This window comes from Sorangium sp. So ce1153, from assembly GCF_051521595.1.
GTDB lineage: Bacteria > Myxococcota_A > Polyangia > Polyangiales > Polyangiaceae > Sorangium.
The window spans coordinates 7,770,064-7,794,622 of the sequence record NZ_CP150361.1; the positions used below are offsets into that span (position 1 = coordinate 7,770,064).

General features: G+C 72.9%; 20 protein-coding genes. 16 read left to right on the top strand and 4 right to left on the bottom strand.

Annotation, left to right across the window (positions count from 1 at the left end; translation table 11 throughout):
- The 12 genes from WME85_RS27980 (at window position 1) to WME85_RS28035 (ending at window position 10,463) form a co-directional block, all read left to right on the top strand.
- Window positions 1-534, top strand: a complete 534-nt coding sequence (locus tag WME85_RS27980; RefSeq protein WP_437825456.1) for a DUF3341 domain-containing protein — start codon at window positions 1-3, stop codon at window positions 532-534.
- Window positions 531-1,190, top strand: a complete 660-nt coding sequence (locus WME85_RS27985) for a c-type cytochrome (RefSeq protein ID WP_437825458.1) — start codon at window positions 531-533, stop codon at window positions 1,188-1,190. Before WME85_RS27980 ends, WME85_RS27985 begins: the two co-directional genes overlap by 4 nt.
- Window positions 1,187-2,374 carry a hypothetical protein gene (locus tag WME85_RS27990; protein WP_437825460.1) on the top strand — a complete coding sequence of 396 codons (1,188 nt, stop codon included), beginning with the start codon at window positions 1,187-1,189 and terminating at the stop codon, window positions 2,372-2,374. Before WME85_RS27985 ends, WME85_RS27990 begins: the two co-directional genes overlap by 4 nt.
- Entirely contained in the window at window positions 2,371-2,763 is a 393-nt protein-coding gene (locus WME85_RS27995) for a hypothetical protein (RefSeq protein ID WP_437825462.1), read from the top strand. The genes WME85_RS27990 and WME85_RS27995 overlap by 4 nt, the downstream gene beginning before the upstream one ends.
- The gene (locus tag WME85_RS28000) at window positions 2,763-3,608 is read left to right on the top strand and encodes an SCO family protein (protein WP_437825464.1); all 846 of its coding nucleotides are present in this window, start codon (window positions 2,763-2,765) and stop codon (window positions 3,606-3,608) included. The genes WME85_RS27995 and WME85_RS28000 overlap by 1 nt, the downstream gene beginning before the upstream one ends.
- A complete protein-coding gene (gene coxB, locus WME85_RS28005; RefSeq protein WP_437825466.1) occupies window positions 3,605-4,696 on the top strand; it encodes a cytochrome c oxidase subunit II in 1,092 nt (363 codons plus the stop codon). Before WME85_RS28000 ends, coxB begins: the two co-directional genes overlap by 4 nt.
- The gene (locus WME85_RS28010) at window positions 4,693-6,354 is read left to right on the top strand and encodes a cytochrome c oxidase subunit I (RefSeq protein ID WP_437825468.1); all 1,662 of its coding nucleotides are present in this window, start codon (window positions 4,693-4,695) and stop codon (window positions 6,352-6,354) included. Before coxB ends, WME85_RS28010 begins: the two co-directional genes overlap by 4 nt.
- Window positions 6,326-7,006, top strand: coding sequence for a cytochrome c oxidase subunit 3 family protein (locus WME85_RS28015; protein ID WP_437302096.1), 681 nt, complete (start codon window positions 6,326-6,328; stop codon window positions 7,004-7,006). Before WME85_RS28010 ends, WME85_RS28015 begins: the two co-directional genes overlap by 29 nt.
- 15 nt (window positions 7,007-7,021) lie before the next feature.
- A complete protein-coding gene (locus WME85_RS28020; RefSeq protein WP_437825470.1) occupies window positions 7,022-7,357 on the top strand; it encodes a cytochrome C oxidase subunit IV family protein in 336 nt (111 codons plus the stop codon).
- Window positions 7,358-7,675: 318 nt separating this feature from the next.
- Window positions 7,676-8,383, top strand: a complete 708-nt coding sequence (locus tag WME85_RS28025; protein ID WP_437825472.1) for a hypothetical protein — start codon at window positions 7,676-7,678, stop codon at window positions 8,381-8,383.
- Between the two features lie 250 nt (window positions 8,384-8,633).
- On the top strand, window positions 8,634-9,533 hold the full coding sequence (locus WME85_RS28030) for a hypothetical protein (protein ID WP_437825474.1): 900 nt from the start codon (window positions 8,634-8,636) through the stop codon (window positions 9,531-9,533).
- 117 nt (window positions 9,534-9,650) lie between these two features.
- Entirely contained in the window at window positions 9,651-10,463 is an 813-nt protein-coding gene (locus WME85_RS28035; RefSeq protein WP_437825476.1) for a ferritin-like domain-containing protein, read from the top strand.
- Between the two features lie 186 nt (window positions 10,464-10,649).
- Here WME85_RS28035 and WME85_RS28040 read toward each other — a convergent pair whose 3' ends face one another.
- The 3 genes from WME85_RS28040 to WME85_RS28050 all read right to left on the bottom strand — a co-directional run bounded on the left by WME85_RS28040 (window position 10,650) and on the right by WME85_RS28050 (window position 12,996).
- Window positions 10,650-11,657, bottom strand: a complete 1,008-nt coding sequence (locus WME85_RS28040) for a Rieske 2Fe-2S domain-containing protein (protein WP_437825478.1) — start codon at window positions 11,655-11,657, stop codon at window positions 10,650-10,652.
- A gap of 116 nt (window positions 11,658-11,773) precedes the next feature.
- Window positions 11,774-12,382 (bottom strand): TetR family transcriptional regulator, encoded by a 609-nt coding sequence (locus WME85_RS28045; RefSeq protein ID WP_437751359.1) that lies wholly within the window; start codon window positions 12,380-12,382, stop codon window positions 11,774-11,776.
- A gap of 104 nt (window positions 12,383-12,486) precedes the next feature.
- Window positions 12,487-12,996: a GNAT family N-acetyltransferase gene (locus WME85_RS28050; protein ID WP_437825480.1), complete on the bottom strand. Its 510-nt coding sequence runs from the start codon at window positions 12,994-12,996 to the stop codon at window positions 12,487-12,489.
- A 512-nt stretch (window positions 12,997-13,508) separates the two neighbouring features.
- Here WME85_RS28050 and WME85_RS28055 point away from each other — a divergent pair.
- Complete coding sequence (locus tag WME85_RS28055; RefSeq protein ID WP_437302104.1) at window positions 13,509-14,102, top strand: hypothetical protein; 594 nt, start codon at window positions 13,509-13,511, stop codon at window positions 14,100-14,102.
- A gap of 563 nt (window positions 14,103-14,665) precedes the next feature.
- The gene (locus WME85_RS28060) at window positions 14,666-15,886 is read left to right on the top strand and encodes a hypothetical protein (protein ID WP_437825482.1); all 1,221 of its coding nucleotides are present in this window, start codon (window positions 14,666-14,668) and stop codon (window positions 15,884-15,886) included.
- Window positions 15,887-15,942: 56 nt separating this feature from the next.
- Here the strand turns inward: WME85_RS28060 and WME85_RS28065 are convergent, their stop codons facing one another.
- Window positions 15,943-17,493, bottom strand: coding sequence for a phytoene desaturase family protein (locus WME85_RS28065; protein WP_437825484.1), 1,551 nt, complete (start codon window positions 17,491-17,493; stop codon window positions 15,943-15,945).
- Between the two features lie 160 nt (window positions 17,494-17,653).
- Here WME85_RS28065 and WME85_RS28070 point away from each other — a divergent pair, with 160 nt between their 5' ends.
- Both WME85_RS28070 and WME85_RS28075 read left to right on the top strand, forming a co-directional pair.
- Window positions 17,654-19,360, top strand: a complete 1,707-nt coding sequence (locus WME85_RS28070) for a protein kinase domain-containing protein (protein ID WP_437825486.1) — start codon at window positions 17,654-17,656, stop codon at window positions 19,358-19,360.
- A gap of 133 nt (window positions 19,361-19,493) precedes the next feature.
- A complete protein-coding gene (locus WME85_RS28075; protein WP_437825489.1) occupies window positions 19,494-24,539 on the top strand; it encodes a translocation/assembly module TamB domain-containing protein in 5,046 nt (1,681 codons plus the stop codon).
- Window positions 24,540-24,559: the final 20 nt, after the last annotated feature.

Genomic DNA, 24,559 nt, shown 5'->3' on the forward strand with positions numbered 1-24,559 from the left:
ATGAAGAGAGGACTGCTCGCCGAGTTCGAGACGCCCGAGGCGATGCTCCGGGCGCTCGCGGAGCTCCGCAGCCGCGGATACCGGCGGCTCGACGCGTTCACGCCGTACCCGGTGCACGGCGCCGAGGCGGCGCTCGGCCTCCGCCGATCGCCGCTCAACTGGATCGTCCTGCCCTTCGCGCTCGCGGGTGGCGCCGGAGGCTACCTCGTGCAGTGGTACAACAACGCGTACGACTACCCGCTCAACGTCGGCGGGCGGCCGCAGCACGCGGCGCCGGCCTTCGTGCCGATCACCTTCGAGATGACGGTGCTCACGGCCGCCCTCATGGGGTTCGTGGCGCTGCTCTTCCTCACGCGGCTGCCCGAGCTCTGGAATCCGGTGTTCGACGTCCCGGGGTTCGAGCGCGCCTCGATCGATCGGTTCTGGATCGGCATCGACGCCCGCGATCCGGCGCTCATCAGGCCCATCGCCGAGCGCGATCTCACCGATCTCGGCGCGACCACCGTCGCCTGGGCCGGGAGGGAGCGCTCGTGAGGCGCGGCCTGCTCGCGACGCTCTCCTGCCTCGCTTCGACGATCTGCACGCTCTGCACGCTCTGCGCGCTCTGCCTCTCGTGCGCCCCGGCGACCCCGAGCGACCCCGAGCCCGGCGAGGCCAACGCGCTGGATCTCGAGCGCATGATCCGCCAGAAGCGCTACGCCCCCTACGAGCCGTCGGAGCTCTTCGACGACGGCGCCGTCATGCGCCACCCGCCCGAGGGCACGGTGCCGAACGACCGGGTGACCGGCGATCCCGGGCTCACGCGGGGCGTCGCGGGCGGCGCGCACGTCGCGCGCATCCCCGTCCCGGTCACGCTGGAGCTGATCCGGTACGGCCAGGGGCGCTTCGAGATCTTCTGCGCCGCCTGCCACGGGGTCGCCGGAGATGGCGAGTCGGAGGTCGCGCGGAACATGACGCAGCGGCGCCCGCCGTCGCTCGTCGACTCGCGCGTGCAGGCGTTCCCGCCCGGCCGCATCTACCAGACCATCGTCGAGGGCTACGGGCTCATGCGCTCGTACGAGCCGCAGATCCCCCTCCGGGAGCGCTGGGCCATCGTGGCCTACGTCAAGGCGCTCGGGAGGAGCCGCGCCGCCGCGCTCGACGCGCTCCCCCAACCTCTCCAGGAGCGCGCCAGGAAGGAGCTCCCGTGAACCGGCGCATTCCCATCTTCCGCGGGGGCCGCGCGCTCATCTCGCGGTCCCTCGGCCTCGCGCTCCTCGGCGCCCTCCTGCTCGTCGCCGGCGGGTTCGTCGACCGTGAGCGCGTCTTCTACGCGTACCTCGCGGCCTACGCCTACGCCGTGACCACCGCGGTGGGCGCGCTCATCTTCCTCATGATCTGCCACGCGATGAGCGCGACGTGGCCAGTCGCCGTCCGCCGCCTCACGGAGGCGATCGTCTCGGCGCTGCCGGTCCTCGCCCTGCTGTTCCTCCCGCTCCTGTTCGGGCTCGACGCCCTCTACGGCGACTGGCTCCACCCCGAGTCGGTCCATGACGAGCACGTCCGAGCGGCCCTGATCCACAAGACGCCTTACCTGAACCTCCCCTTCTTCCTCGTGAGGACGGGCGTCTATTTCGTCGTGTGGCTCGCCCTCGGCGCCCTGCTCCGCCGCGGCTCGCTCCGCGGCGACGCGAGCCCGGCGCTCGCGGGCGGCGGGCGGCTCCGCGCGCTCAGCATCGGCGGCCTGCCGCCCGTCGCGCTCGCGCTCTCGTTCGCCTCGTTCGACTGGCTCATGTCCCTCGCGCCGACGTGGGTCTCGACGATGTTCCCCGTGTACGTCTTCGCCGGCGGCTTCGTCGCGGCGATAGCGCTGCTCACGGCCCTCGCGTTCACCGCGGATCGCGCCGGGCTCCTGCCCGGGCTCAGCGCGTCGCACTACTACGCGCTGGGCCGGCTGCTCCTCGCGTTCACCATCTTCTGGGCCTACGCCGCGTTCTTCCAGTTCATGCTGATGTGGATCGCGGACAAGCCGGAAGAGGTCGAGTTCTACCTCCGCCGCTACCACGGCCCGTGGGGGACAGCGACCCTCGTCATGGTCCTCGCGCGCTTCGTCATCCCCTTCGTGATCCTGCTCAACTACGGGATCAAGCGGAGGCCAGCCTGGCTGTCGGCCGTCGCCGCCTGGGTCCTCGCCGCGCACTACCTCGACATGCACTGGCTCGTCGTGCCCGAGGCCTCCGGCGCCCGCGCGCCGTACCACTGGCTCGATCTCGCGGCGCTCCTCGCCGTCGTCGGCCCGTGCGTCGCGTTCGCCGCGCTCCGGCAGCGCGGCAAGCCGCTCGTCCCCGTCAACGACCCGGCGCTGCCGGCCGCACTCCGTTACGAGAGCGTATGACCTCCCATTACCGACGTCCCGACGTGCGCCAGGAAGACGATCTCGTCCCCTGGCGGCGCATCCTGGCCATCTCGTTCGCCGTGAACGTGATCTTCCTCGTCCTGGCCATCTGGTCGTGGACGATCCTGCGCGACCGCGAGGCGGAGCTCCGCCCGGCGGGGAGGAGCGCGGAGGCCATGCGCGCGGGCTTCCAGCCGCGCGGCGTGGTGGCCGGGGTGGATCAGCGGATCTTCCAGCGCAAGGCCAGCGGCGAGGAGGGCCTCGGCGAGGTGCTCAATCGCCGGAAGCACGAGGAGCTCAGCCGCTTCGGCTGGGTCGACCGGGAGCGCGGGCTCGTGCAGATCCCGATCGAGGAAGCGATGCGACTCGTCGCGGAGGAGAGCCGCTGATGCGGCCGCTCCCGCTGTCCGCCGCGGCGCTGCTCGCGCTGGCGCTCTCGCGCGCGCCGCTCGCGGCCGCCGCGGATCCGCCCGCGCTCCCGCCCGCCGCGCGCGAGGCCGGCATCGACGAGCGCCCCGGGAGCGCCATCGACACGTCGCTCCCGTTCACGGACATGGATGGCCGGAGCGCGCCGCTCGCCGAGCACTTCGACGGCGTGCGGCCGGTCCTCCTCGTCCTCGCCTATTACCGCTGCCCGACGCTCTGCGGCCTCGTGCTGCGCGGCCTCGTCTCGGGCATGGCGAAGCTCGATTACCGGCTCGGCGAGCACTACCGCGCGCTCACGGTGAGCTTCGATCCCCGGGACACGCCGGACGCCGCGGCGCGGAAGCGCAAAGCCACGCTGTCTTCCCTGAGCGCCCTTGTCAAGACGGGCGCGCCGGCGCCGGACGCCTGGCCGTTCCTCACCGGCGAGCCGCCCGAGCTCCGCGCGCTCGCCGGAGATCTCGGCTTCCGCGCCGCGTACGACGCGCAGACGGACCAGTACGCGCACCCGGCGGCCGTCTTCGTGCTCACGCCGGACGGCCGCATCTCCCGCTACCTCTATGGCATCGAGTTCTCCGCCCTCGATCTCCGGCTCGCGCTCCTCGAGGCGAGCCGCGGGCAGGTGGGCACCACGCTCGATCGCGTCCTCATGACGTGTTATCGCTACGACCCCGCGAGCCGCCGCTACGGCCCTCATGTGGCCGGCTTCCTGCGGCTCGGCGCGGCTGGCATCCTGACCTGGGTCGTCGCGCTGCTCGCCTTCTTCGGGTGGCGCGGGTGGCGGCACCGCAAGCAGGAGGGCGCGCGATGAACGAGCTCCTGCGCCAGCTGCTCTTCCTGCCCGAGCAGCGCTCCTCGCTCGCCCGCGAGATCGACGGGCTGCACTACTTCGTCATCGGGGTGACGATGGGCGGCGCCATGCTGATCACGCTGATCGGCGGGTATTTCCTCATCCATTATCGCCGGCGGATCCAGGACACGGCGCGTCCTCACGCCGGGACGCTCGTCAGGCCGGCGCTCTTCCTGGAGACGGTGTCGCTCTTCGGCCTCGGCTTCCTGTTCCTCACCTTCTGGAACATCGGCACGCGCCAGTTCGTCGACCTGCGCACGGCGCCGGACGACGCGCTCGACGTCTACGTCACCGGCAAGCAGTGGATGTGGAAGTTCGGCTATCCGGAGGGAGAGAGCGAGATCTCGGTGCTCTACGTCCCGGTGCGGAGGCCGGTCAGGCTCATCATGACGTCTCGCGACGTCATCCACAGCTTCTTCGTGCCCGAGTTTCGCATCAAGCAGGACGTCCTCCCGGGCCGGTACACGACGGCCTGGTTCGAGGCGACCCAGCCCGGCGCGTACCCCATCCTCTGCACGGAGTACTGCGGCACGAGCCACTCGGGAATGCGCGGCCAGGTGATCGCGCTCGACCCGGCCGATTACGAGCGCTGGCTCGCGGGCGGCGCGGCGAGCACCCCGGCGTTCGCGCGGGCGGCCGCCGCCCGGGCCGAGGAGGAGCTCGCCGCGGCGCCGCCGACGATGCCGGCCCGCGGCGAGCACGCCGCCGCCCGCCACGGCTGCCTCCGGTGCCACACCCTCGACGGCACGCAGCACGTCGGCCCGACCTGGGCCGGCCTTTACCGCTCGGTCGTGCCGCTCGAGGACGGCGGCGAGCGCGTCGCCGACGAGGTCTACCTCACGGAGTCGATCATGGATCCGCTCGCCGCGCTGCACCGCGGGTTCCCGCCGGTCATGCCGTCGTATCTGGGGCAGATCACGCCGCCCGACATCGCCGCGATCATCGAGCTCATGAAATCGATCCGCGACGTGCCCCACGGCCCCGTGGTGCCGTGGGACGGCGGGGTCAGCGGAGGAGGCGCTCCGGCGCCGGGAGGGGTGACGCCATGATCGCACACGAGATCGAGGGGACAGCGCCAGCGCACGGCGCGCACGAGCGCGACTATCTGCGGGCCGACGCGGGCGTGCGCTCGTGGCTGCTCACGACCGATCACAAGCGGATCGGGCTCATGTTCTACGCGATCATCGTGCCGATGCTCCTGCTCGGCGGCGCCTTCGCGCTCGTCCTCCGGACAGAGCTGCTGACCCCCGGGCCCACCGTGATCGACGCGTCGACCTACAACCGCATGTTCACGCTCCACGGCGTGGTCATGGTGTGGCTCTTCATGATCCCGTCGATCCCGAACATCTTCGGGAACTTCGTCCTCCCGATCATGATCGGGGCCAAGGATCTCGCCTTCCCGCGGCTCAACCTGGCGAGCCTCTACGTGTACGCGATCGGCGCCGTCGTCACGCTGGCGGCGGCGATCGCCGGGGGCGCGGACACCGGGTGGACGTTCTACCCGCCGTACAGCACGGTCACCCCCGCGGCCGTCATGCCGGTCGTGATCGGCATCTTCATCCTCGGCGTCTCGTCGATCATGACGGCGGTGAACTTCATCGCCACGACGCACACGATGCGCGCCCGCGGGCTCGGCTGGGGCAGGCTGCCGCTCTTCACGTGGTCCATCTACAGCACGAGCATCATCATGCTGCTCGCGACCCCCGTCCTCGGCCTCACGATCCTGCTCGTGGGGCTCGACAACGTCTATCATTTCGGCGTCTTCGACCCGGCGCTGGGCGGAGATCCCGTGCTGTTCCAGCACCTGTTCTGGTTCTACTCTCACCCTGCCGTCTACATCATGGTGCTCCCGGCCCTCGGGGTCATCAGCGAGGTGGTCTGCACCTTCTCGCAGCGGCAGCCGGCGTCCTACTGGGCGATCGCCCTCTCGTCGCTCGGCATCGCGCTCATCGGCTTCGCCGGGTGGGGCCACCACATGTTCGTGGCCGGGATGAGCGAGCTCGACGCCGGCATCTTCGGCGCGTTCTCGATGTTCGTCGCGATGTTCTCCGCCATCAAGGTCTTCACCTGGGTGGCGACGCTGCAGAGGGGGGCCATCCACTTCAACACCCCGATGCTCTACTTCTTCTGGTTCCTGTTCCTCTTCGTCTTCGGGGGCATGACGGGCGTCGCCGTCGCGACCCAGTCGCTCGACGTGCACTGGCACGACACGTACTTCGTCGTCGCCCACTTCCACTTCATCATGGTCGGCGGTACGGTCACCGCGTTCCTCGCGGCCGCGCACTACTGGTTCCCCAAGATGTTCGGCCGCATGTACTCCGAGTCCATGGGGCTGCTCACGTCCTTCGGCGTGTTCGCGGGCTTCATCCTGACGTTCCTCCCGCAGTTCCTGCTGGGCAACGCCGGGATGCCGCGCCGTTATTACAGCTATCCGGAGCAATACCAGTGGCTGAACGTCCTCTCGACCGGCGGCGCCTACCTGCTCTCCGGCGCGCTGCTGCTCACGCTGGTGAACCTCCTCATCTCCCTGCGCTGGGGGGCGCGCGCCCCGGCCAACCCGTGGCGGTCCCGGAGCTACGAGTGGCTGACGGCGCCCATCCCGACGAAGCACAACTTCGCGGAGACCCCGATCATCGAGCGCGGCCCGTACGACTACCACCTGACCGACGAGGAGGCCCATGCCCGAATCTCAGCCACCGCTGATTGAGCCGCAGCCGCAGCCGCTCGCCCCGGCGCGGCTCGTCATGCAGTTCGAGGATCTCGAGAAGCAGACCCACGCCGCGCACTTCGGCATGTGGATCTTCCTCGCCAGCGAGGTCCTCCTGTTCGGCGGGCTCTTCGGCCTGTATGCCGCCTACCGCGCGATGTTCGGCGCCGAGTTCGCCGCCGGCATCGCGCACAACAACGCCGTCATCGGCACGGCGAACACGGCGATCCTCCTGACGAGCAGCCTGCTCGTCGCGCTGAGCGTCTACGCCGTGCGCCTCGATCGGCCGGCGCGGGCTGGCCGCCTCCTGCTCGGCGCCATCGCGCTCGGGGCCGCCTTCCTGACGCTGAAGGGGATCGAGTACACCGAGCACTTCCACGAGGGGATCTTCCCCGGCGCCGCCTACCGCTTCGGGGAGCTCCCGCAGGCCGGCGCGCGGGTGTTCTTCACGCTGTACTTCGTGACCACCGGGCTCCACGCCATCCACGTCACGGCGGGGCTCGTGGTCCTCGGCTGGCTCGCGTGGGGGTGCTTCCGGCGCCGGTACGGCGCGGGCAACGAGACGCACGTCGAGCTCGGCGGGCTCTACTGGCACCTCGTCGACGTGGTCTGGATCTTCCTCTGGCCGATGCTCTACCTGATGCACCGCTAAGGGCACGTTGCTCCCATGATCGTCAAGCACCTCTCCTCGCGGACCTACGTGATCGTCTGGCTCGTCCTGATGGCGCTCACGCTGGCCTCGTACCTCCTCTCGCTGGCCCACCTCGGCGGGGCCGACGTCGTCGCGGCGCTGCTCATCGCCACGGCGAAGACGGTGCTGGTGCTGCTCTTCTTCATGCACCTCATCGAGCAGCGCTTCGCGAACGCCCTCCCGATGATCGTCGCGGCCCTCCTCCTCGGCCTCTTGCTCACGCTGATGATCTCCGACGTGCTGTCGCGCGAGACGATCTCGCGCGGGCCCGTCCCGCCGGCTCCGCCCGAGGCCGCGGCCGGTCCGCGGTGATCCGTCCACCGCCGTGTCGCCCGGGCTGGAGCAGGTGCGCGTCGAGGCCAATGATGGCCCGGTGCCGGGGTCTCCACGGCGCTGGACGGGCACGGGCGCGCCGCGCCGTCCCCTCGCCGTGCGCTCGAGCTCGGCAAGGCCGCCGAGGATTGGCCCTGTCAGAGGGCACATGACGCCGATCTCACGGCATCGGGCGCCGCTCACATGGGCTATCCACCGCCCCGTTTCGGTCCTACAAACACGTGCTCTCGGCGCTGCGCGACCGCCCCGGCGGAATGGTGCCTGCGCCAGGGGCATTGCACGTTCGTAGGAGCGACCATGAAGAGGTGGATTGTGCGGGCCGCTGTCTCGTGCGGTCTCGCCGCGGCGGGGTGCACCTCCGGCCCGGCGGACGAGCCGTGGCTGGCGGAGCGGGACGTTTACCCGGTGGTGGACTGGGCGGCGCGCGCCCCGGCGGCGCTCCGCGGCGCCCGCGGGAACGACGGCCCGGTCGCGCCGTGCTCCGCAGAGGTCCTCTTCGCCGACGGCTTCGCCGACAACGCCGCCAGGTGGAGCCTCGCGTCCGGCTGGGAGATCGGCCCGGCGCGGGCGTCCAGCGACCAGCGCGCGGGGTCCCCCGATCCGGCGATCGATCACACGCTCACCGGCGACAACGGCGTCGCGGGCGTGCTCCTCGGCCGCAGCCCGAGCGTCACCGCGCCGCACCCGCAGCGCTACCTGACAAGCCCCGCCGTCGACGCGGCCGTCCGCGGGCGGGTCACGCTCTCCTTCTGGCGCTGGCTGAACGCGACGTACCGCAACAAGGCCCGTGTCGAGGTCTTCGACGGCTCGCGCTGGAGGATCGTCTACGAGTCTCCCCACGACGATGTCGTCGAGTCCGCGTGGAGGCGCGTCACGTACGATCTCACCCCCTACAAGAGCCGGAGTCTGCGGGTGCGGTTCGGCTACAGCGCCGTCATCGCCTTCGGGGGCGCGCCCATGTCGGGCTGGAACATCGACGACGTGCAGATCGGCGCCTGCCGGTAGGCGGTGGCCGGGGGTGGACCGGAAAGGCGCGGGGCGGGAGCGCGGCAGAAAAGATCGATACCCGTGACATTTTACCGCCTCATGGGAGCTCGCTCATGGCTCTTGCGATCACCGCCCGCCCGTCGACCTGGCACCTCATTACCGCCTGCAGATCTACCTGGCATCTCGCTTGCTCAGTCCAGTCGCAGGACGCGCAAGGACCAGACTTGCGCCATGTTGTGCCGCAGAAAGGACAGAGCAAATCATGGCCATGCAGAAGAAGCGAAAGGTGCTCCGGGCTCCCTTCATCGTGACCGTCGCGGCGGCGTCGCTCGCGGGCGCCGTGGCGCTGCCGGGGTGCGACCCCACCGTGGAGGGCGGCAGCTGTCCCGAGGAGATCCCGGAGAGGGGCTCGAGCTGCGAGGCGGACGACCTTTCCTGCGAGTACATCGACAGTTGCGACAACCCCATCGGTTACGGGTGCGTGGACGGGGCGTGGCAGGTAGAGGCCGAGATGTCCTGCAACCCGCCACCGCCCCCGGAGTGCCCCGCCGAGATGCCGGCGACCGGCAGCGCGTGCTGGCAGCTCGGGGCGGGCTGCGCCTACAACGGTCCTCCCGATTGCCCGGATCCGACCATCGTGACCTGCGGCGAGGACGGCACGTGGTCCGTGACGGTCGCTGTCTCCTGCAACCCGCCGCCGCCGGCGTGCCCGGAGGAGCTGCCGGCCGACGGGGATCCCTGCGAGGCAGGGATCGGGACATGCGGCTTCATGATGCCCACCGGCTGCGGTCCGATGCCCGTCGACGGGGAGTGCGTCCTGCAAGGCGACGCCTGGCGGTGGCAGGTGCACGAGGCCTTCTGCAACCCGCCGCCGCCGGAAGAGTGCCTCAGGGCCGCCACCGCGGGCGCGTGCGCGAGCCTCGGGCCTGCATGTCAGTGGCTTGTGCCAGGCTGCGCCGATGAGCCGGGGCCCCCGGCGCTGGCCGCGGCGGGCTGCTTCCCGAGCCTGCCTTGCGAGACCGACAAGGCGTGTCCGGCCGGGACGCTCTGCCAGGAGGTCGTCGTCAACCCCTGCGGCGCCTCGTCGGGCGGCGAGGCGACCTGCGCCGCGTGCGGAGCGTACAAGAACGTCTGCGTGCCGCCTTCCGCGGCGACGACCGCGGGGTGAGCGCCGCCGCGGCAGGCGCGCTCGTGCCTCCCGCCTGTCGCGGCGGGCGGGCGCCTTCGGCGGGCGCGCGCCGCCTCCCGTCTTGCCGCACCCATACCCAGCGCATAGCGTGACCCCATGACGGACGCCCCCGACGCAGAGCAGGACAGCACCGCGGCCGCGGAGCAGGCGCCGCGCGCGCAGCCATCGCCCCTCCCGCCCGCGAGCGACGCGGTGCGCGCGGAGTGGGGACGCCGCATCGAGGCCGAGTACCGCTCGGCGGCGATCACGCAGCACCTCACGCTCTGGCTCATCCAGATCGGCGCGTCGCCGGATCTCATCGACGACGGCCTGCGCATCGTCAAGGACGAGCTCGCGCACGCGCGGCTCAGCCACCGCGTCCACGTCCTCGCGGGCGGCGGCGCCTTGTCGGCGCTCCGCCGCGAGACCCTCGGCCTCAGGAGCGGCGGAGACGAGCCGCTCGAGCTGGCGGTCGCGCGGGCGGGCGTGGAGATCTTCTGTCTTGGCGAGACGGTCGCGGTCCCGCTCTTCAAGGTGCTCCGCGAGGGGTGCACCGTCCCTGTCGCGCGGCGGGCGCTCGATCGCATCCTGCGCGACGAGGTGCGGCACCGCGACTTCGGCTGGACGCTGCTCCGCTACCTGCTCGAGCTGCCGTGCGCGCCGGCCGTGCGCGCGCTGGTCGAGCGGGAGCTCCACGCCATGTTCTCGCGGCTTCGCCGGAGCTACATGCCCGCGGGCGGCGCGCGTCGCGCGGCGATCTCCGACGACGACCGCGCCTGGGGCCTCATGCCTGTCGCCCGTTACGGCGAGATCCTCGAGCGCGCTGTGGAGCGGGACTACGTGCCCCGCTTCGGCGAGCACGGCATCGACGCGCTCTCCGCGTGGCGGCGCTCGGCGACCCCGCCCGACCGGACGGCCACCCCAGCCTGATCCAGCCCCGAGGACGGCCGCTAGAACATCGATCACGTTGAGACCCGGAGAAATTTCACAGGGAGGCGGGGAGGCGGGGAGGAAGAAAAAAAATAAAATTCTTTCTCTTGCCGTCTCTCGCTCCCCGCCTCCCCGCCTCCCTGTGAAATTTCGGCTTTTTCTCGTGGTTTCAAACCGTTTGTCGCTCTAGGACATCACCCGGACGACCCGCCGCTCTGGCAGGCTCGCGCGCTTCTTCTCCCATTCTCCCTGCGCCGCCCACGCGACGATGCGGCGCAGCATCAGCGTGGGCGCGTCCGCCTCGACGTGGTGCTCGCGGAGCTCGCCCTGGCCCGCGGCGGCCTGCTCCGCGCTCTCGAGGAGGAGCCGGTCCTGCCGGAGGATCGCCGGCTCCTCCTGGCGAAAGCGCACGCGGGCGCCGAAGGGCAGCGCCCGCGCGACGAGCCACTCCATGCGGCACCGATGGGGCGCGGTCGGGACGAAGTGCAGGACGATCCGGCGCGACGGCCCTCCCAGCGAGCGGACCTCGACGCGGTCGGGGAGCTTGAACGAGAGCAGCGTCTGCGATGACCGCTGGTCGGACGCCGCGCCGTCCCCGCGGATAGGCCCCCTCAGCGTCATCCCATCCGCCGTGGGCCGCACCTCCAGGAGCTGCTCGCGCAGGCCACGGAGCAGCGCGATGTAGAACTGCCCGTGGGTCCACGGGTGCGCGAACACCGGATGGCACCAGTCGAGGTTGTTCTCGAGGCCCCTGAGCGAGGCGCACCCGAGCTCGACGGAGCCCTGATCCCAGCGGTGCGCCGCGAACCCGTCGATCCGGGGCGCGGCGGGCGGCGCGCCGGCTCCGTCGCCGCCGAGCCAGACCCACACATACCCGTCCTGCTCCGCGCACGGGAACGAGGGGACACCGCACCTCTCCGGGATGCGCCGGCCGCGCGCGAGCGACGGGATATGCACGCACTCGCCGCCGCCGCCGAACCTCCAGCCGTGGTATCCGCACGCGAGCGATCCCCCGGTCACGCGCCCGAGCGACAGCCTGACGCCGCGGTGGCAGCAGCGATCGACGAGCGCCCGGGGACGGCCGCCGCCTTCGCGGAACACGACGATGTCCTGATCGAGGACCCGGACCGCGCGGGGCGCCGCCCCGAGCTGCGAGGACGCACAGGCAACATACCAGTACTGCCTGAGAAACATGGCTTCACCTCCGGCAAACATTCACGAATGTATGTAAATTGACGGACGAAACGGATGAAACGGACGAAGCGGACGAAGACGGCTGCCGGAGGCGGCCGCGGAGAAGACTGGCTGTCTCAGCGCCGGAGGCCGCGGACGAACGTGGCGACCATGCGGCGCACGGCGGCCCTGGACTCCAGCACCTTCGGGTCCATGAGGTGCAGCGCCGTCGCGCCGTTCACGAGGCTGACGGCCGCGAGCGCCGCGGCCCTCGGGTCGGTGGCGCGGTCGATCTCGCCGGCCGCGATCCCCTTGCGGACGAGGTCGGCGACCGCGTCGACGAGGCGGCGCATGCTCGCGATCTTCTGCTGGAACCCCGGCTCGAGCTCGGGCGTGAGCTCGGTCTTGAACAGCGAGATCGAGAGGACCGCGCGGTACTCCGGATCTTCCTCCAGGTACTCGAGCGATCGCGTGAGCAGGCGCTCGATCGACTCGAGCGGCGAGTACCGGGGTGACAGCGCCTCGGCGAAGACCTCGTTCGCCCGGGCGAAGCGCTCGCCGACGAGCGCCGAGTAAAGCTCCACCTTGCCCTTGAAGTGCCAGTAGACAGCGCCCCGCGTCAGCCCGGCCTCGGCGGCGACGTCCTGCAGCGTCGCCGCCGAGTACCCCTTGCGGCTGAACACGCGCAGCGCCGCGTCGAGGATCTGCTCGCGGGTCGCCGCCGCTTCCTCCTTGGTCCGTCGCACCCCTTGTATATACATTCACGCATGTATGTATGCAAGCCCGTTCGTCGAGGCCGCGCCGGGTGCCCGCGTGGCGGGCGTGGTTCCCGGCTGTCCTCGGTGAGAGATCATTCCTTGAAGACGCCGAACTCCGGGCTGTAGGTCGCGACGCCTCGAGCGGCGTCGAGCGACCCCTGGGCGAGCTCCAGGGCCATGAACGCCTCGTCCGCCGCGTACTCGTTGCCCAGGCCGAACAGACTGGCCTTCTTGAACCCGAACCGGGCGTAGTACTCCGGCGACCCGAGGACGACGGCGAAGGCGAAGCCGGCCGCCCTGCACGCCTCGATCCCTGCTCGGGCCAGCCCGGAGCCCACGCCGCGGCCCTGGAGCTCCGGGACGACCGCGAGCGGCGCGAGGCCGAGCCCTCCGTCGACCGCGCCGGGGCCGGCGATCGCCACAGGGCTGAACAGGACATGTCCGGCGACGACGCCGTCGCGCTCCGCGACGAGGGAGACGGCCGCGCGCCCCGCGTCCCGCAGCCGGTCGACCAGGTCGGCCTCGCTCGCCGAGGGGAACGCCGCGAGGTGGACAGCGCGGATCGCTGCCTCGTCGCCCGCGCGCTCAGGTCTGATGTTCATTGTTCACGCTCCTCTCCGAGCCAATGTGCCTCTGCTGCTCGCCCATTCGCCCGCGCCGGGGCGGGCGCCTTCGCCCGTGCGGGGCGCGTCAAGCGCTGTCGCGCGCCTGGCTGTGACAGACCGCGTCCGACCTCGTCGACGCATCGAGTCGTCCTGGTCTCTCCGTTTCTCCACAGGAAAACCACCGCATAACAGCTGGATACTGTCGATTACCATCGCGCATCGCGCCCCGCTCCTGTCAGGGCCTTGCGGAGCCTACTCGAACCCGGCGCGGCCGGGCGCGAAGGACTTTTCCGACCGACGTAAGTACATGAAATAAAACGTGTTTTCACGAGCGACGCCCCCGCCGTCCGCCCCTGACAGGTTGGGACAATGTCCGTCCGATCGATCCCTTTTCGGACGGGTCCAAGATGGCTATCCATGGTAGACATCAAGAACGCGGCGCGACGGCGTGTCTATCGCACGACGCGTGTAAATGGCGCGCCAGAATGCTTCGTTTTGGAGGAGACTTCATGGAAAAGATCTCGCTCACGTACTTTGTCGACTTCGTTCTCAAGGCCGGGACGCCCAAGCTGACCGGCGTCAGGGAGTTCAAGGAGCGGAAGGACGAGCTCCACACGGACTTTTACAGGCAGGTGCGAGAGGCGATCGTCGACATGCACAGGAGCGGAAAGCCCACAAGCGTGCTCGACGGCTTCCTCGCCGCGCAGCACGACGAGCGGCGCCGCCGGATCTACCCGTCGGTGGTGAATGGTTACCGAAAGTTCCTCGCGTCGTCGAAGATGACGTGGTTCGAGCCGCCCTCGTCGACGTACCGCCTCGGCGATCTCGAGATCAACGTGAATCCGGAGCTCGGGCTCGTCATCGACGGGACGCCTCACGTGATCAAGATGTATTTCCGCGGCGAGCCCCTGTCGTCCAAGCGCGTCTCGGTCGTGCTGAACCTGCTCATGAACGGCCTCGCGGAGAGCACGCCGGGCGGCGCCTTCGCGGTGCTCGACGTGAGGAACGCAAAAATCCACACCTTCAAGGTCCCGAACCCGCGGCTCAACCTGCTGCTCCGCGGCGAGGCGGCCTCCTTCGCCACCATCTACACCGGGCTGTGATCCTCGATCCGCCGAGGGAAGCAGCCCGGCGCGGCGCGGACGTCGCACCACGTCATCTCTCGGCGCTCACCGGGGACACGACGCCCACCGCGACACCGGCGTTGCCGCGCCGCGCGTCCTCCGCCGCTCATCCCGGCGGAGGGCGCGCGGCGCTCGCGCCTCACCTGGCGCGCCACCTCGCACCGGGCGGACGCGAGAGCCGGGAGGGCGCGCGGCGCGCGGCGCGCAGCGCGCGGCGCGCAGCGCGCGGGCAGGAACGCGCAGCAGGGACACGCAGCAGGAACGCGCGGCAGAGAAACGCGCGGTGGAAACGAACAGCAGGAGCAGCAGGAACGCGCGGCGCACAGACAATGAAGCTGTAGGAGATCTACGCCGCTGTCCTCATCGCAGCACGCACAGCTGCACGCACAGCTGCACGCATAGCTGCACGTATAAGCAGAGTGAAAATGACCGATTCAGAGAAAGAGAACTACGATCTACCCGGCAGTTTCAGTTATCCTCGATCTGCCATGGACCGCCGCGCGCAGATCACTGCAACCCCGCTTCATGTACCGAGCATTCTTGTGGTCCTTGATCCGGCGTGGCCGGCGCTCTTCAGCCTGTGCCTCACGGTGGCGCCTGGCTGCGGGGTGCTCCTGCACCGCTGCGATGCCGCCACCGCTGCGACGATCGCCGCCGAGCGGCGACCGCTCGCGATCGTCATGTCCAACAGCGTCTACGCGATGGACCCGGCCGAGTTCGACGCGCTCGCCCGGGACGTACGCTCGACGCTGGTGCGGCTTGACGAGGAGGTCAGCGAGCGGGAGCTCGAGGCGATGCTGAACGGCGCGCTGCGCGACACCCGCGAGATGAGCGCGCAGCGCGACGCCGTGCGGCGCGACGAGGGAAGCGGTCGCTACACGCTGATCGGCACGCAGCGCAGCGAGACCGTGGGGGCCGCGGGCGCGGACCCGCGCGCCGCGCAGAAGCAGGGCGCGAGCGCCGACCCGCGGCTCGCCCCGCGGCGCGGCGACCCGTCGTCGAGCCAGAGCACCATGCCGCCGCCGTCGTCGCGCTCCGGGTCCCCCCCTTCCTTCCGGACGCCGCTGATGACGGGCCGCTCGCCCACGCCGGTGCCTCCGTCGAGCGCGCCGCCGTCGTTCCGGTCCCCGCCGTCGCTGCGCTCCACGGCGCCGGCGTCGTCGCGCCTGCCGGCGGGCCCGGGCCTGCACGCCGCGCCGGGCGCGCCTCGCTCGGTGCCCCCGCCGTCCGGGCGCGCGCTCTCGGGCCTCCCGGCACAGCCGGCGGTCGCCGCGAGCGGTCCCCTGTCGAGCCCGCCCCCCTCGACGCGCGCGGCGCCCTCCTCGACGCGCGCGGAGCACCTGTCGAGCCCTCCCCCCTCCTTCCGCGCGCAGCCGAGCACGCCGCCGCCGTCGTCGCGCTCGCTGGTGGGGGGCCCGCTGCGCCGGACGACGCCGATGCCGGCGTCGACCACGCAGATCCCTCCGCCGCCCTCGGCGCGGAGCCTGCCGAGCCCGCCTTCCGTGCGCACGCTGTCGAGCCCGCCCCCCTCGGCGCGCGCCGTCCCGCGAGGCACGCTCTCGGGCACCGAGCCCCCGCCCTCGATCCGGACGATGCCGCCGATGTCAGCGCGCCTCGCCCCGCCTTCCTCGGTGCGCCCCGAGCTGTCGCCGCGCTCGGGCGTGCGCGAGCGGAGCAGCGAGGAGCTCGACGCCGTGTTCGAGGATCAGAACCTGCCGCTCGACGCGCTCGCGCGCGGCAACCGGGGCTCGACGCCGCGCTGAAGCGCCCCCGCGGCGCAGCGCGCGCGGCGCCTCGCCGTCGGCCGGTCGCCTCTAGCCTAGCCGCGCGGGCGCGCGGCCCACGTCACGGTCGAGGCCGCCGCGCGCCCGAGCAGATCGCCGGCGATGTCGATCAGCGCGGGGGGCGCGGGCGCGCCGAGATCGCGGCCCATGTCGACGAGGATGCGATCGACGCACTCGATCGCGCTCGAGGCGGCGAGCTCCATCCCCGCGCCGCGCCCGCCGGCGCCGCGCCCCGCGAGGTACAGCCCTCGGACCGGCGTGTACACCGCCGGGCGCGCGCGGCCGACCTGGCCGGGCGTCTGCGCCGTCGCCGCCGCGAGCTCGCCCGCCTGAGCGAGAGCTTCGCCGCGCCCGTCCGCGGGCGCGCCGTCGACGAAGATCGCCTCGGAGAGGAGCCCGGGGACCGCGCCGGCGAGCGCGCGCAAGAGCCCGTCGACCGACGCGGCGGGAGCGCCGCGCGACGCGCCGCCGCGCCCGCCGGACACGGCGCACGCGCAGAGGAGCTCGTGACCGGGCGGCGCGAGCGACGGGTCGAAGCGCGTCGGCACGAGGCAGTAGAACGGCAGGGCCGGCGCGCCGTCGCCGTCGCTGCCGCCGCCGAGGCCGGCGAGCGCGCCCGCCGCGGCGAGCCGCCTGCGCAGCCCGATCTTCACCTGGACCTGCCTCGGCTGCGGCGCGAGCGCGCGGGCGCGCGCCACGTACGCCTCGGGGAAGTGCGCCTCGCCCACGAGACCCGAGACGGTGGGCAGGAGGCCGACCGTGCTCACCACGATGCGCGCGGGCAGCGCGGTCCCGTCCTCGAGCTCCACGCCGCGCACGCGCCGATCGCTCACCAGCACGCGCCGCACGCCCGCGCCCGTCCACACGGCGGCGCCGAGCTCCCGGGCGAGGCGGCAGAACACCTCGGGGACGCGGGCCGCGCCGCCCTCGGGGTAGCGCTGCTGTCCGGAGCGGGCGATCCGGCGCCACGAGAAGAGCGCCTCGCCCGCCGAGGCCTCGGCGCCGGGCAGCAGCAGCGGCAAGCCGAGCAGGCCGCCGAGCCGGGCAGCGGCGGCGGCGCGCGGGACGAAGCGGGCGGCGTAGGCCTCGGCCGTCGCGTCGTCGCACGCGGCCATGTCCACGTCGCGCATCGCCGCCGCGTGCGCGAGGAGGCGCGCGGCGCGCGCGGCCTCCAGGGCCGTGAGATCGAGGCCGCGCGCGAGCTCCCGCGCGGCGCCGGCGAGCCGCCAGAGCTCGGCCTGAAGGACGACGCGGCCCGCGCGCGGCGCGGCGCCGGCGCGAACCCCGCGCGCGCCGCCCGCGACGCAGAGCGCGGGGGGCTCGCTGCTCTGCCGGAAGGTGATCGCGCCGCCCTGGCCGACGCGACGGAGCACGTCGCCGAGCGGGCCCTCCTCGCCGCGGCAGAGCATGTGCGTGCCTGTATCGACACGGAAGCCATCCCTCTCGTACGCCGCGGCGGCGCCGCCCAGGCGACGCTCCTTCTCCGCGAGCAGGGTGGGGACGCCGGCGTGCGAAAGGAGCAGCGCCGCGGCGGCGCCGCCGACGCCCGAGCCGATCACCACCGCGCGCAAGGGGAGCTCGTCCATGACGTCGCGAGAACATAACGCGGCGAGCTCGGATGTGACGCCGCGTCGCGCTGACGAGCGCGGCGCGAGCGGCACGAACAAAGCGCCGCGGCGCGCGCCGAGCGTTGACCCTCGAGAGCGGCCCCCCGTAGAGTGTAGCCTTGCAGCCGACGTGCCCGCCATGAAGACCTGCCCGCAGTGCCATCAGCGTTATCCGGCCGAGAGCGCCTTCTGCTTCATCGACGGCTCGTCGCTTGTCTCCGAGAAGGACCCCCGCATCGGGATGTCGATCGCGGGCCGCTACGTCATCGAGCAGGCGCTCGGCATCGGCGGGATGGCCACGGTCTACAGGGCGTACAACAAGCTCATCGGCACCCCGTGCGCCATCAAGATCCTGAACCGCGAGTTCGCGCAGGACACGACGACCCGCGAGCGCTTCCGGCGCGAGGCGCGGCACGCGCAGCGGCTCGCGCACCCGAACATCATCGAGATCTTCGATCAGGGCGACACCGACGACGGGCTCCCCTTCCTCGTGATGGAGCTGCTGCAGGGGACGAGCCTCGCCGACCTGGTGGAGCGCAGCCGCGTGCCGCTCGCGCGGGCGCTGCCCATCTGGGTGCAGATGACGCGCGCCCTCGGCCGAGCGCACGACTTCGACGTCGTGCACCGCGATCTCAAGCCCGAGAACGTGTTCCTGCTGAAGGGCGACTGGGTGAAGCTGCTCGACTTCGGCATCGCCCGGTGCGCGCAGGACGCGCGGCTCACGAACCTCGGCGAGATCTTCGGCACGCCGCAGTACATGGCGCCCGAGCGCAGCACGACCATCGACGCGGGCCCGCCGGCCGACCTCTACTCGCTCGGGGTCATCATGTTCGAGATGATCACCCAGCGGCTGCCGTTCGACGCGCCCGATCCGGCGAGCTGGATCCTGAAGCACATGAACGAGCAGCCGCCGCGCCTCCAGGAGCTCGCCCCGGAGATGCCCGACGCGCTCGACCGGCTGGTCAGCGCGCTGATGGCGAAGGAGCCCTCGGAGCGCCCGGTCGACGCCTACCGCGTGCTCGCGGAGCTCGAGGAGATCGCGGCCGCGAACATGATCGCGCTCCCGCCGCCGCCGGAGGCGATGCCGCGCGACTCGGCGGTGCGGTCGAGGGGCGCCGGGCGCGACCCCTGGATCAGCCGGCTCGACCTGTTCGAGCGGATGACGGCCCGCGCGTTCGGCGCCTCGACGCCGGCGGAGATCCAGCGGCAGCTCGAGGGGCTGCGCGGCCTCGTGCGGGAGCACGCCGAGCTCCGCTCGCGGGCCCTCGACGAGCAGCGGCGCCTCGAGGGCGTCGCCGAGGAGTGGCGCGACGGCCGGCTGCAGATCGGGCGCGCCATGGATGCGCTCACGGTGGACGCCTCGCTCACGCGCGACGAGGCCCGCTCGTTCCGCGCCAGGGTGGCGCCGCTGACCGCGACGACGCAGGCGTTCATCCCCGCGGTGCTGAGCGCGCACAAGGAGGCCGTGCGCTGGGAAGGCCGGAGCGGGTTCGCCGAGCCCTACCTCGAGCTCGCCGCCAGCTACCGGAGGCTCGCCGAGCTCGTCGAGGGCTGGTACGCGTCGCGGAAGGCGGACTACGAGGCGGAGAGCGAGGCGATCGCCCGCGAGCACGAGGTGGCCGAGGTGGACGCGCAGATCAAGAAGCTGCGCGAGCGGCTCGAGGAGCTCGATCGGCAGCTCGAGGCGCGGCGCCGGGAGTCCCAGGAGCGCATCGCCGAGATGGGGCGCCGGGCCGATCAGCTCGACGCGGAGCTGCTGCACCTGGCCAGCCGCTTCTGCGCGCCGCTCCGGTCGAAGCCGGAGCTCGGGACGCTCTTCGTGGAGCTCGAGCGGCTCGCCGGCTGAGCTCACACCTCCACCGCCTGCATTCCAGATCGCGGCAGCACGGTCGCCGCGCCTCGTGCGTATTAAGCTACCCGCTGTGACGGCCGACCCCGCACCAGAGCCAAGGCGCTCGCCGCCGCGCGCGCCGGGACGCATGCGCCGCGCCGCGTCGGCCGCCGCGGCCGCGATCGGGCTCGCGCTGACGTTCGCCGGCGCCGCGGCCGTCGGCGTCGCGCTCCACCTCGACACGCCCGCCGCGCGCCGCGTCGCCCGCGACGCCACGAACCGGCTGCTCGGCTCCCTCTTCCAGGGGCGGATCGTCGCCGACGAGATCGACGCGCTGGGCCTGGACGGCGTCCGGATCCGCGCCGCTGTCGCGCTCGATCCGTGGGGGAACCCGGTGATCCGCGCGAGCGGCCTCGAGGCGCGGGCCGACGTGCTCCCGATGCTCGGCGGCGCCCTCTTCGGGACGGGCGCGCTGCGCATCGAGGTCCCGTACGTCCGGGTCGAGCAGATGGAGGTGCTGGTCCAGAGCAGCGGCGCGGGGGGCGTCACGCTGGGCGACACGTTCATGCCGCTGCCGCCGAGCCGCCCGCCCTCGGCGGCGCCCGAGGGGCCGCCGCGCGACGTCCTCGTGGCCCTGTCGCACATCGAGATCGGGCGCGGCTGGGTCCACGGCCAGCTCGCGCCGCCGCGCGCGCTGGACGCCGACGTCACCCGGCTCGTCGGGTCGGTGCACGTCGGCCCGGAGGGCGTCGCGGTCGACGTCGACCAGACCGGCCTCGTGGACCGCGCCTTCTTGCCGGCCAGGACCGCGGGCACCGCGAACTACCACCTCCGCGCCGGCGACAAGGTCCGGATGTGGAGCAGCTTCGCCGGTCGGCTCGCTGACGTCGAGATCACCGCCCGGGCCGTGCTGGACGAGGAGCACGTCGAGGCGCAAGCGAGCGTCCCGCGCGCCACGCCGGAGCAGCTGCGCAGCCTCCTGCCGGATCACCCCCTCACCGAGCCGGTCTCCGTGCGGGTGGCCCTCGACGGCCATCTCCCGCAGCTCGACGTGGTGGCCTCTGTGTCGGCAGACCCTCCTGGCCCGGCCGGGGGCAACATCGCGCTCGCGGGGCGGCTCGACGTGACGGGCCCCGTTCGCCTCGACGCCGACGTGCGGGTGCGCGACGTCGATCCGCGGCTCTTCGGCGTGAACCTCACGCCCGCCGATGCAGGCGGCGACCTCGGCGCCGCTGCGGGCCAGACCGGCGCCGTGCCCACCCGGACAGGCGCCGTGCCCACCCGGACAGGCGCCGTGCCCACCCGGACAGGCGCCGTGCCCACCCGGACAGGCGCCGCGCCCACCCGGACAGGCGCCGCGCCCGCCCGGACAGGCGCCGCGCCCGCCCGGACAGGCGCCGCCGGAGCGAAGGCCCCGTCGGAGCACCGCCGCGGGGCGGCGGAGGAGCCCTTGATCACGGCCGAGGGCCGGGCGCACGTCGAGCTCGGCGACGAGCTACGGCTCGTCGCCGAGGCGCGGACCGAGCCCACCGCGCTGCTCGGCCAGCCGGTGCCGGCCGCGGACGTCCACCTCGTGCTCGACCGCGGCGAGCTCCACGCGCGCGCGCACCTCCACGAGCCGGGCGCGCCGATCGACGCCGAGATCTCGCTCCTGCCGGGCGGCCAGGGCGTCCGCTTCGCGGCCACGGCCGACGTCGCGGCGATCGCCGCGGCGCCGCGCCTCGCCGGGCCCGTCGACGGCGCCGGCCGCGTGCGCGTCGCGGGGACCTGGCGCGACGGAGCGCTCGACGCGCGGGTCGAGGGCGCGTTCGCCGGGCTCCGGGTCGGCCCCGACGTCGGCCTCGCCAGCGCGCACCTCGCCGGGCGGGTCTCCGGGCCGCTCGACGCGCTCGCGCTCGACGCCTCGCTCTCCGGCCAGGAGGCGCTCGCCGGCGGCCAGACGTTCGACGAGGTCACCGCGCGCGTCACCGGCCCGCTGGCCTCGCCGCAGCTGCGCGCGACGGTCACCGACGGCGACGACGCGCTGAGCGCCTCGGCCCGGCTGAGCTCCGCCACCGGCGGCCTCCGCGACATCGATCTCCAGCTGAAGCGCGAGGGCGCCGAGATCGCGGGGAAGATCGCGGCGATCACCCCCTCGGCCGGCGGGCTCGCCGTCGAGGGCCTCGAGCTCACCTCGGCGCAGCTCGGCTCCCTGAAGGGCCAGCTCGCGGTGCGCGGCGACGACGTCACCGGGCGCCTCCAGGGCGAGGACATCGACGTCGGCCGCGTCGCGCGGCTGCTCGGGGTCCCGCTCCGCGTGCGCGGGCGCGCGAAGGTCGACGTCGCCCTCGCTCACGACCGCAAGGCCGGGCGCTCGGGCCACGTGCGCCTCGATCTCGCGGGCGGCGAGGTCGCGTTCCTCTCCGGGGTCTCGGCGCAGCTCGCGGCGACGTTCGACCGCGATCAGGTCAAGGCCGACGCGCTCGTGCGCATCGACGGCAAGGCGCCGCCGGCGACCGGCGGACAGGCGCGGGGAGGCGTGGCGCCGCGGTGCGCTGGCCCCCTCGCGAGCGTGCGCGTGTCGGGCGCCGAGGGCACGCTGAAGGGGCCGCTCCTGCGCGCGGACACGTGGACCGCCCTGATCGGGAAGGCCGAGGTCGCCGCGGACGACTGGGACCTCGGGTGCCTCGCGCAGCTCATGCCGATCGGGCACATCGTGAGCGAGGTGCGCGGCAAGCTCACGACCCGCTTCCATGTGTCGCGCGCGGCCGGCGAGCCGTTCCCCTCGCTGCACGACGCGCTCGTGCGCACGCAGGGCCTCGCGCTCGCCGGGCCGCACCGCCTCGGCGCCGAGCGCCCGGCCTGGGAGTCGCGCTTCATCGACGCGCAGCTCAAGGGCTCGCTCAGCGGCACGACCGGCAGGGCCGAGGCCGCGCTGACCCTGTACGACGGCGGGCTGCTCGCCGACGCGTCCGGCACGATCGACCTCGATCTCGCCGCGCTCACCGGGCCGCCCGCGGGCCGGTGGGCGTCGCTCCTGCGCTCGCCCGTCGCCGCGACGGCCTCCATCCCGCGGCGCTCGATGGAGGAGCTCTCCACCCTGCCCTCGTTCGTGCGCGAGGCGATCCCGCCGCTCGGCGGCGAGCTGCGCATCGACGCGTACGCGAGCGGCACCGTCGCGCGCCCGGTCCTCACGGCGCGCACCCTCCTCTGGAACTTCGTGTACGCGCCAGAGGGCGCCCCGGAGACGAGGGATCTCCTGTTCCCCACCGACCTGGACGCGTGGCTCACGTACGACAGCGAGAAGGCGACGCTGGACGCGCACGTCGCGCGCGGCGCGGCCGAGATCGCGACCGTGCGCGCCGAGGTGGTCGCGCCGCTCGGCCGCCTGCTCGCGGACCCGTCCCCGCGCGCGCTGAAGGGCGCGCGCCCGCTCCCCGCGTGGACCGGCTCCCTCCGCGCGACGCTGCGCGAGGTGCCGCTCGGCGACGTCCCGCTGCTCGGCGACAACGGCATCGACGGGCACGTGAGCGGCGAGATCGAGATGCGCGACCTCAACGTCGCGCCGAAGCTCACGGCGCACCTCACGCTCCCCGACCTCTCGCTCGGGGGCGACGTCGCCTTCAAGCGCGGCGTGCTCTCGCTGCGGGTCGACCCCAGGCCCGGCGGCGCGCGCGGGGACCTGCGCGTCACCGAGCTCGCGCTCGAGGGCCCGAGCGGCGGCAAGCTCCGGGCGAACGCCTACGCCAGCGTGCGCTTCGAGGGCGGGCTCATCCCGGTCCCCGACGGCGAGCGCACCGACGTCGCCGTCTCCGCGGAGCGCTTCCGGCTCGCGGCGCTGCAGCCGCTTGTCGGCCGGCTGCTCAGCAAGGTCGACGGCTACCTGGACGGCGACCTCCGCGTCGAGCTCGGCGGCGAGCCCGGCGCCGGCGCGGGCAGCCTGCGCGCCCAGCTCGAGGTCAGCGACGGCGTCGTGCACATCCCGGAGTTCGGCCAGGAGCTGCGCGGCGTGAGCGCCCGCATCACGGCCGACGACGGCGTCGTCCGGATCGAGGGCTTCCGCGCGGCGGGCATGACCGGGCTGGCGCAGGGCTGGGCGCTGCTCCGCCTCGACGGGCTCGCGCTGCGCGACGGGGCCGGGGCGCTGACCATCGCCGACGACCAGGCGCTGCCGCTCACGCTCGAGGGGGTGCCGCTCGGGACGGCCTCCGGGGCGCTGTCGTTCATCGCGGAGAAGAAGCCGGGCGAGCTCGCGCTCTACGCGACGGTGCCGAGGCTGCGCCTGTCGCTGCCGGCGACGAGCAGCCGGAACGTGCAGCCGCTCGACGACAACCCCGACATCGCCGTCTCCCAGCCGCTCGGCCCGGAGAAGCAGCGGCGCGCGTCGGACGCGCTCCGCTACGCGATGACGTTCTACGTGGACGACGCGCAGGTCACCGGCGGAGGGCTACGGCTCCGCCTGACGAGCGCCAGCGACGCGCCGCCCCGGGTCGTGATCGCCGAGGACGTGCGGGTGTCGGGCGGCATCGTGATCCAGCGCGGTGAGCTCGAGATCTACGGCAAGACGTTCGAGATCGACGGCGGCCGCGTGCGCCTGCGCGAGGAGGAGCCGTCGAACCCGCACCTGAACGTCACCGCGCGCTGGGACGCCCCCGACGGCACGCGCATCTACGCCGCCTACAACGGCACGCTCCGGCCGATCACGAACACGAAGCTCCGCTTCACCTCGAACCCGCCGAGCTCGCAGCAGGACATCCTCGCGCGGCTCCTCTTCGGCGCCGATTTCTCCGAGGGGGCGCAGGCGGCGGGCGCCCAGACGCCCGCTCGGCAGGCGGCGGGCAACGTCGCCGCGTCGGTCGGCAGCGAGCTCGCGGCGGCGCAGTTCAACGCGCTGCTGAGCGGCATCGCGCCGCTGCGCGGGCTGTCGACGCGGTTCGGGACGACGGCGGAGGGCTCGCTGCGGACGAGCCTGATCTACCGGCTGAACGACGACCTCACGGCGCAGGCCACCTTCCAGGAAGGCGCGGCGCCGAGCGCCACGACCAGCGCGGGCGGGGCGACCCCCGGGGGCACGGCGAACGAGCGCGGCACGCGGACCGAGGTCACCGTCGACTGGCGCTTCGACGAGCACTGGACGCTCCGGGGCACGGTGGGCGTCGACGAGCGCCAGACGACCTCGGGCGTGCTCGATCTGCTCTGGCAGTACCGCTACTGAGCGGCGGCGGCCTGCGCCGG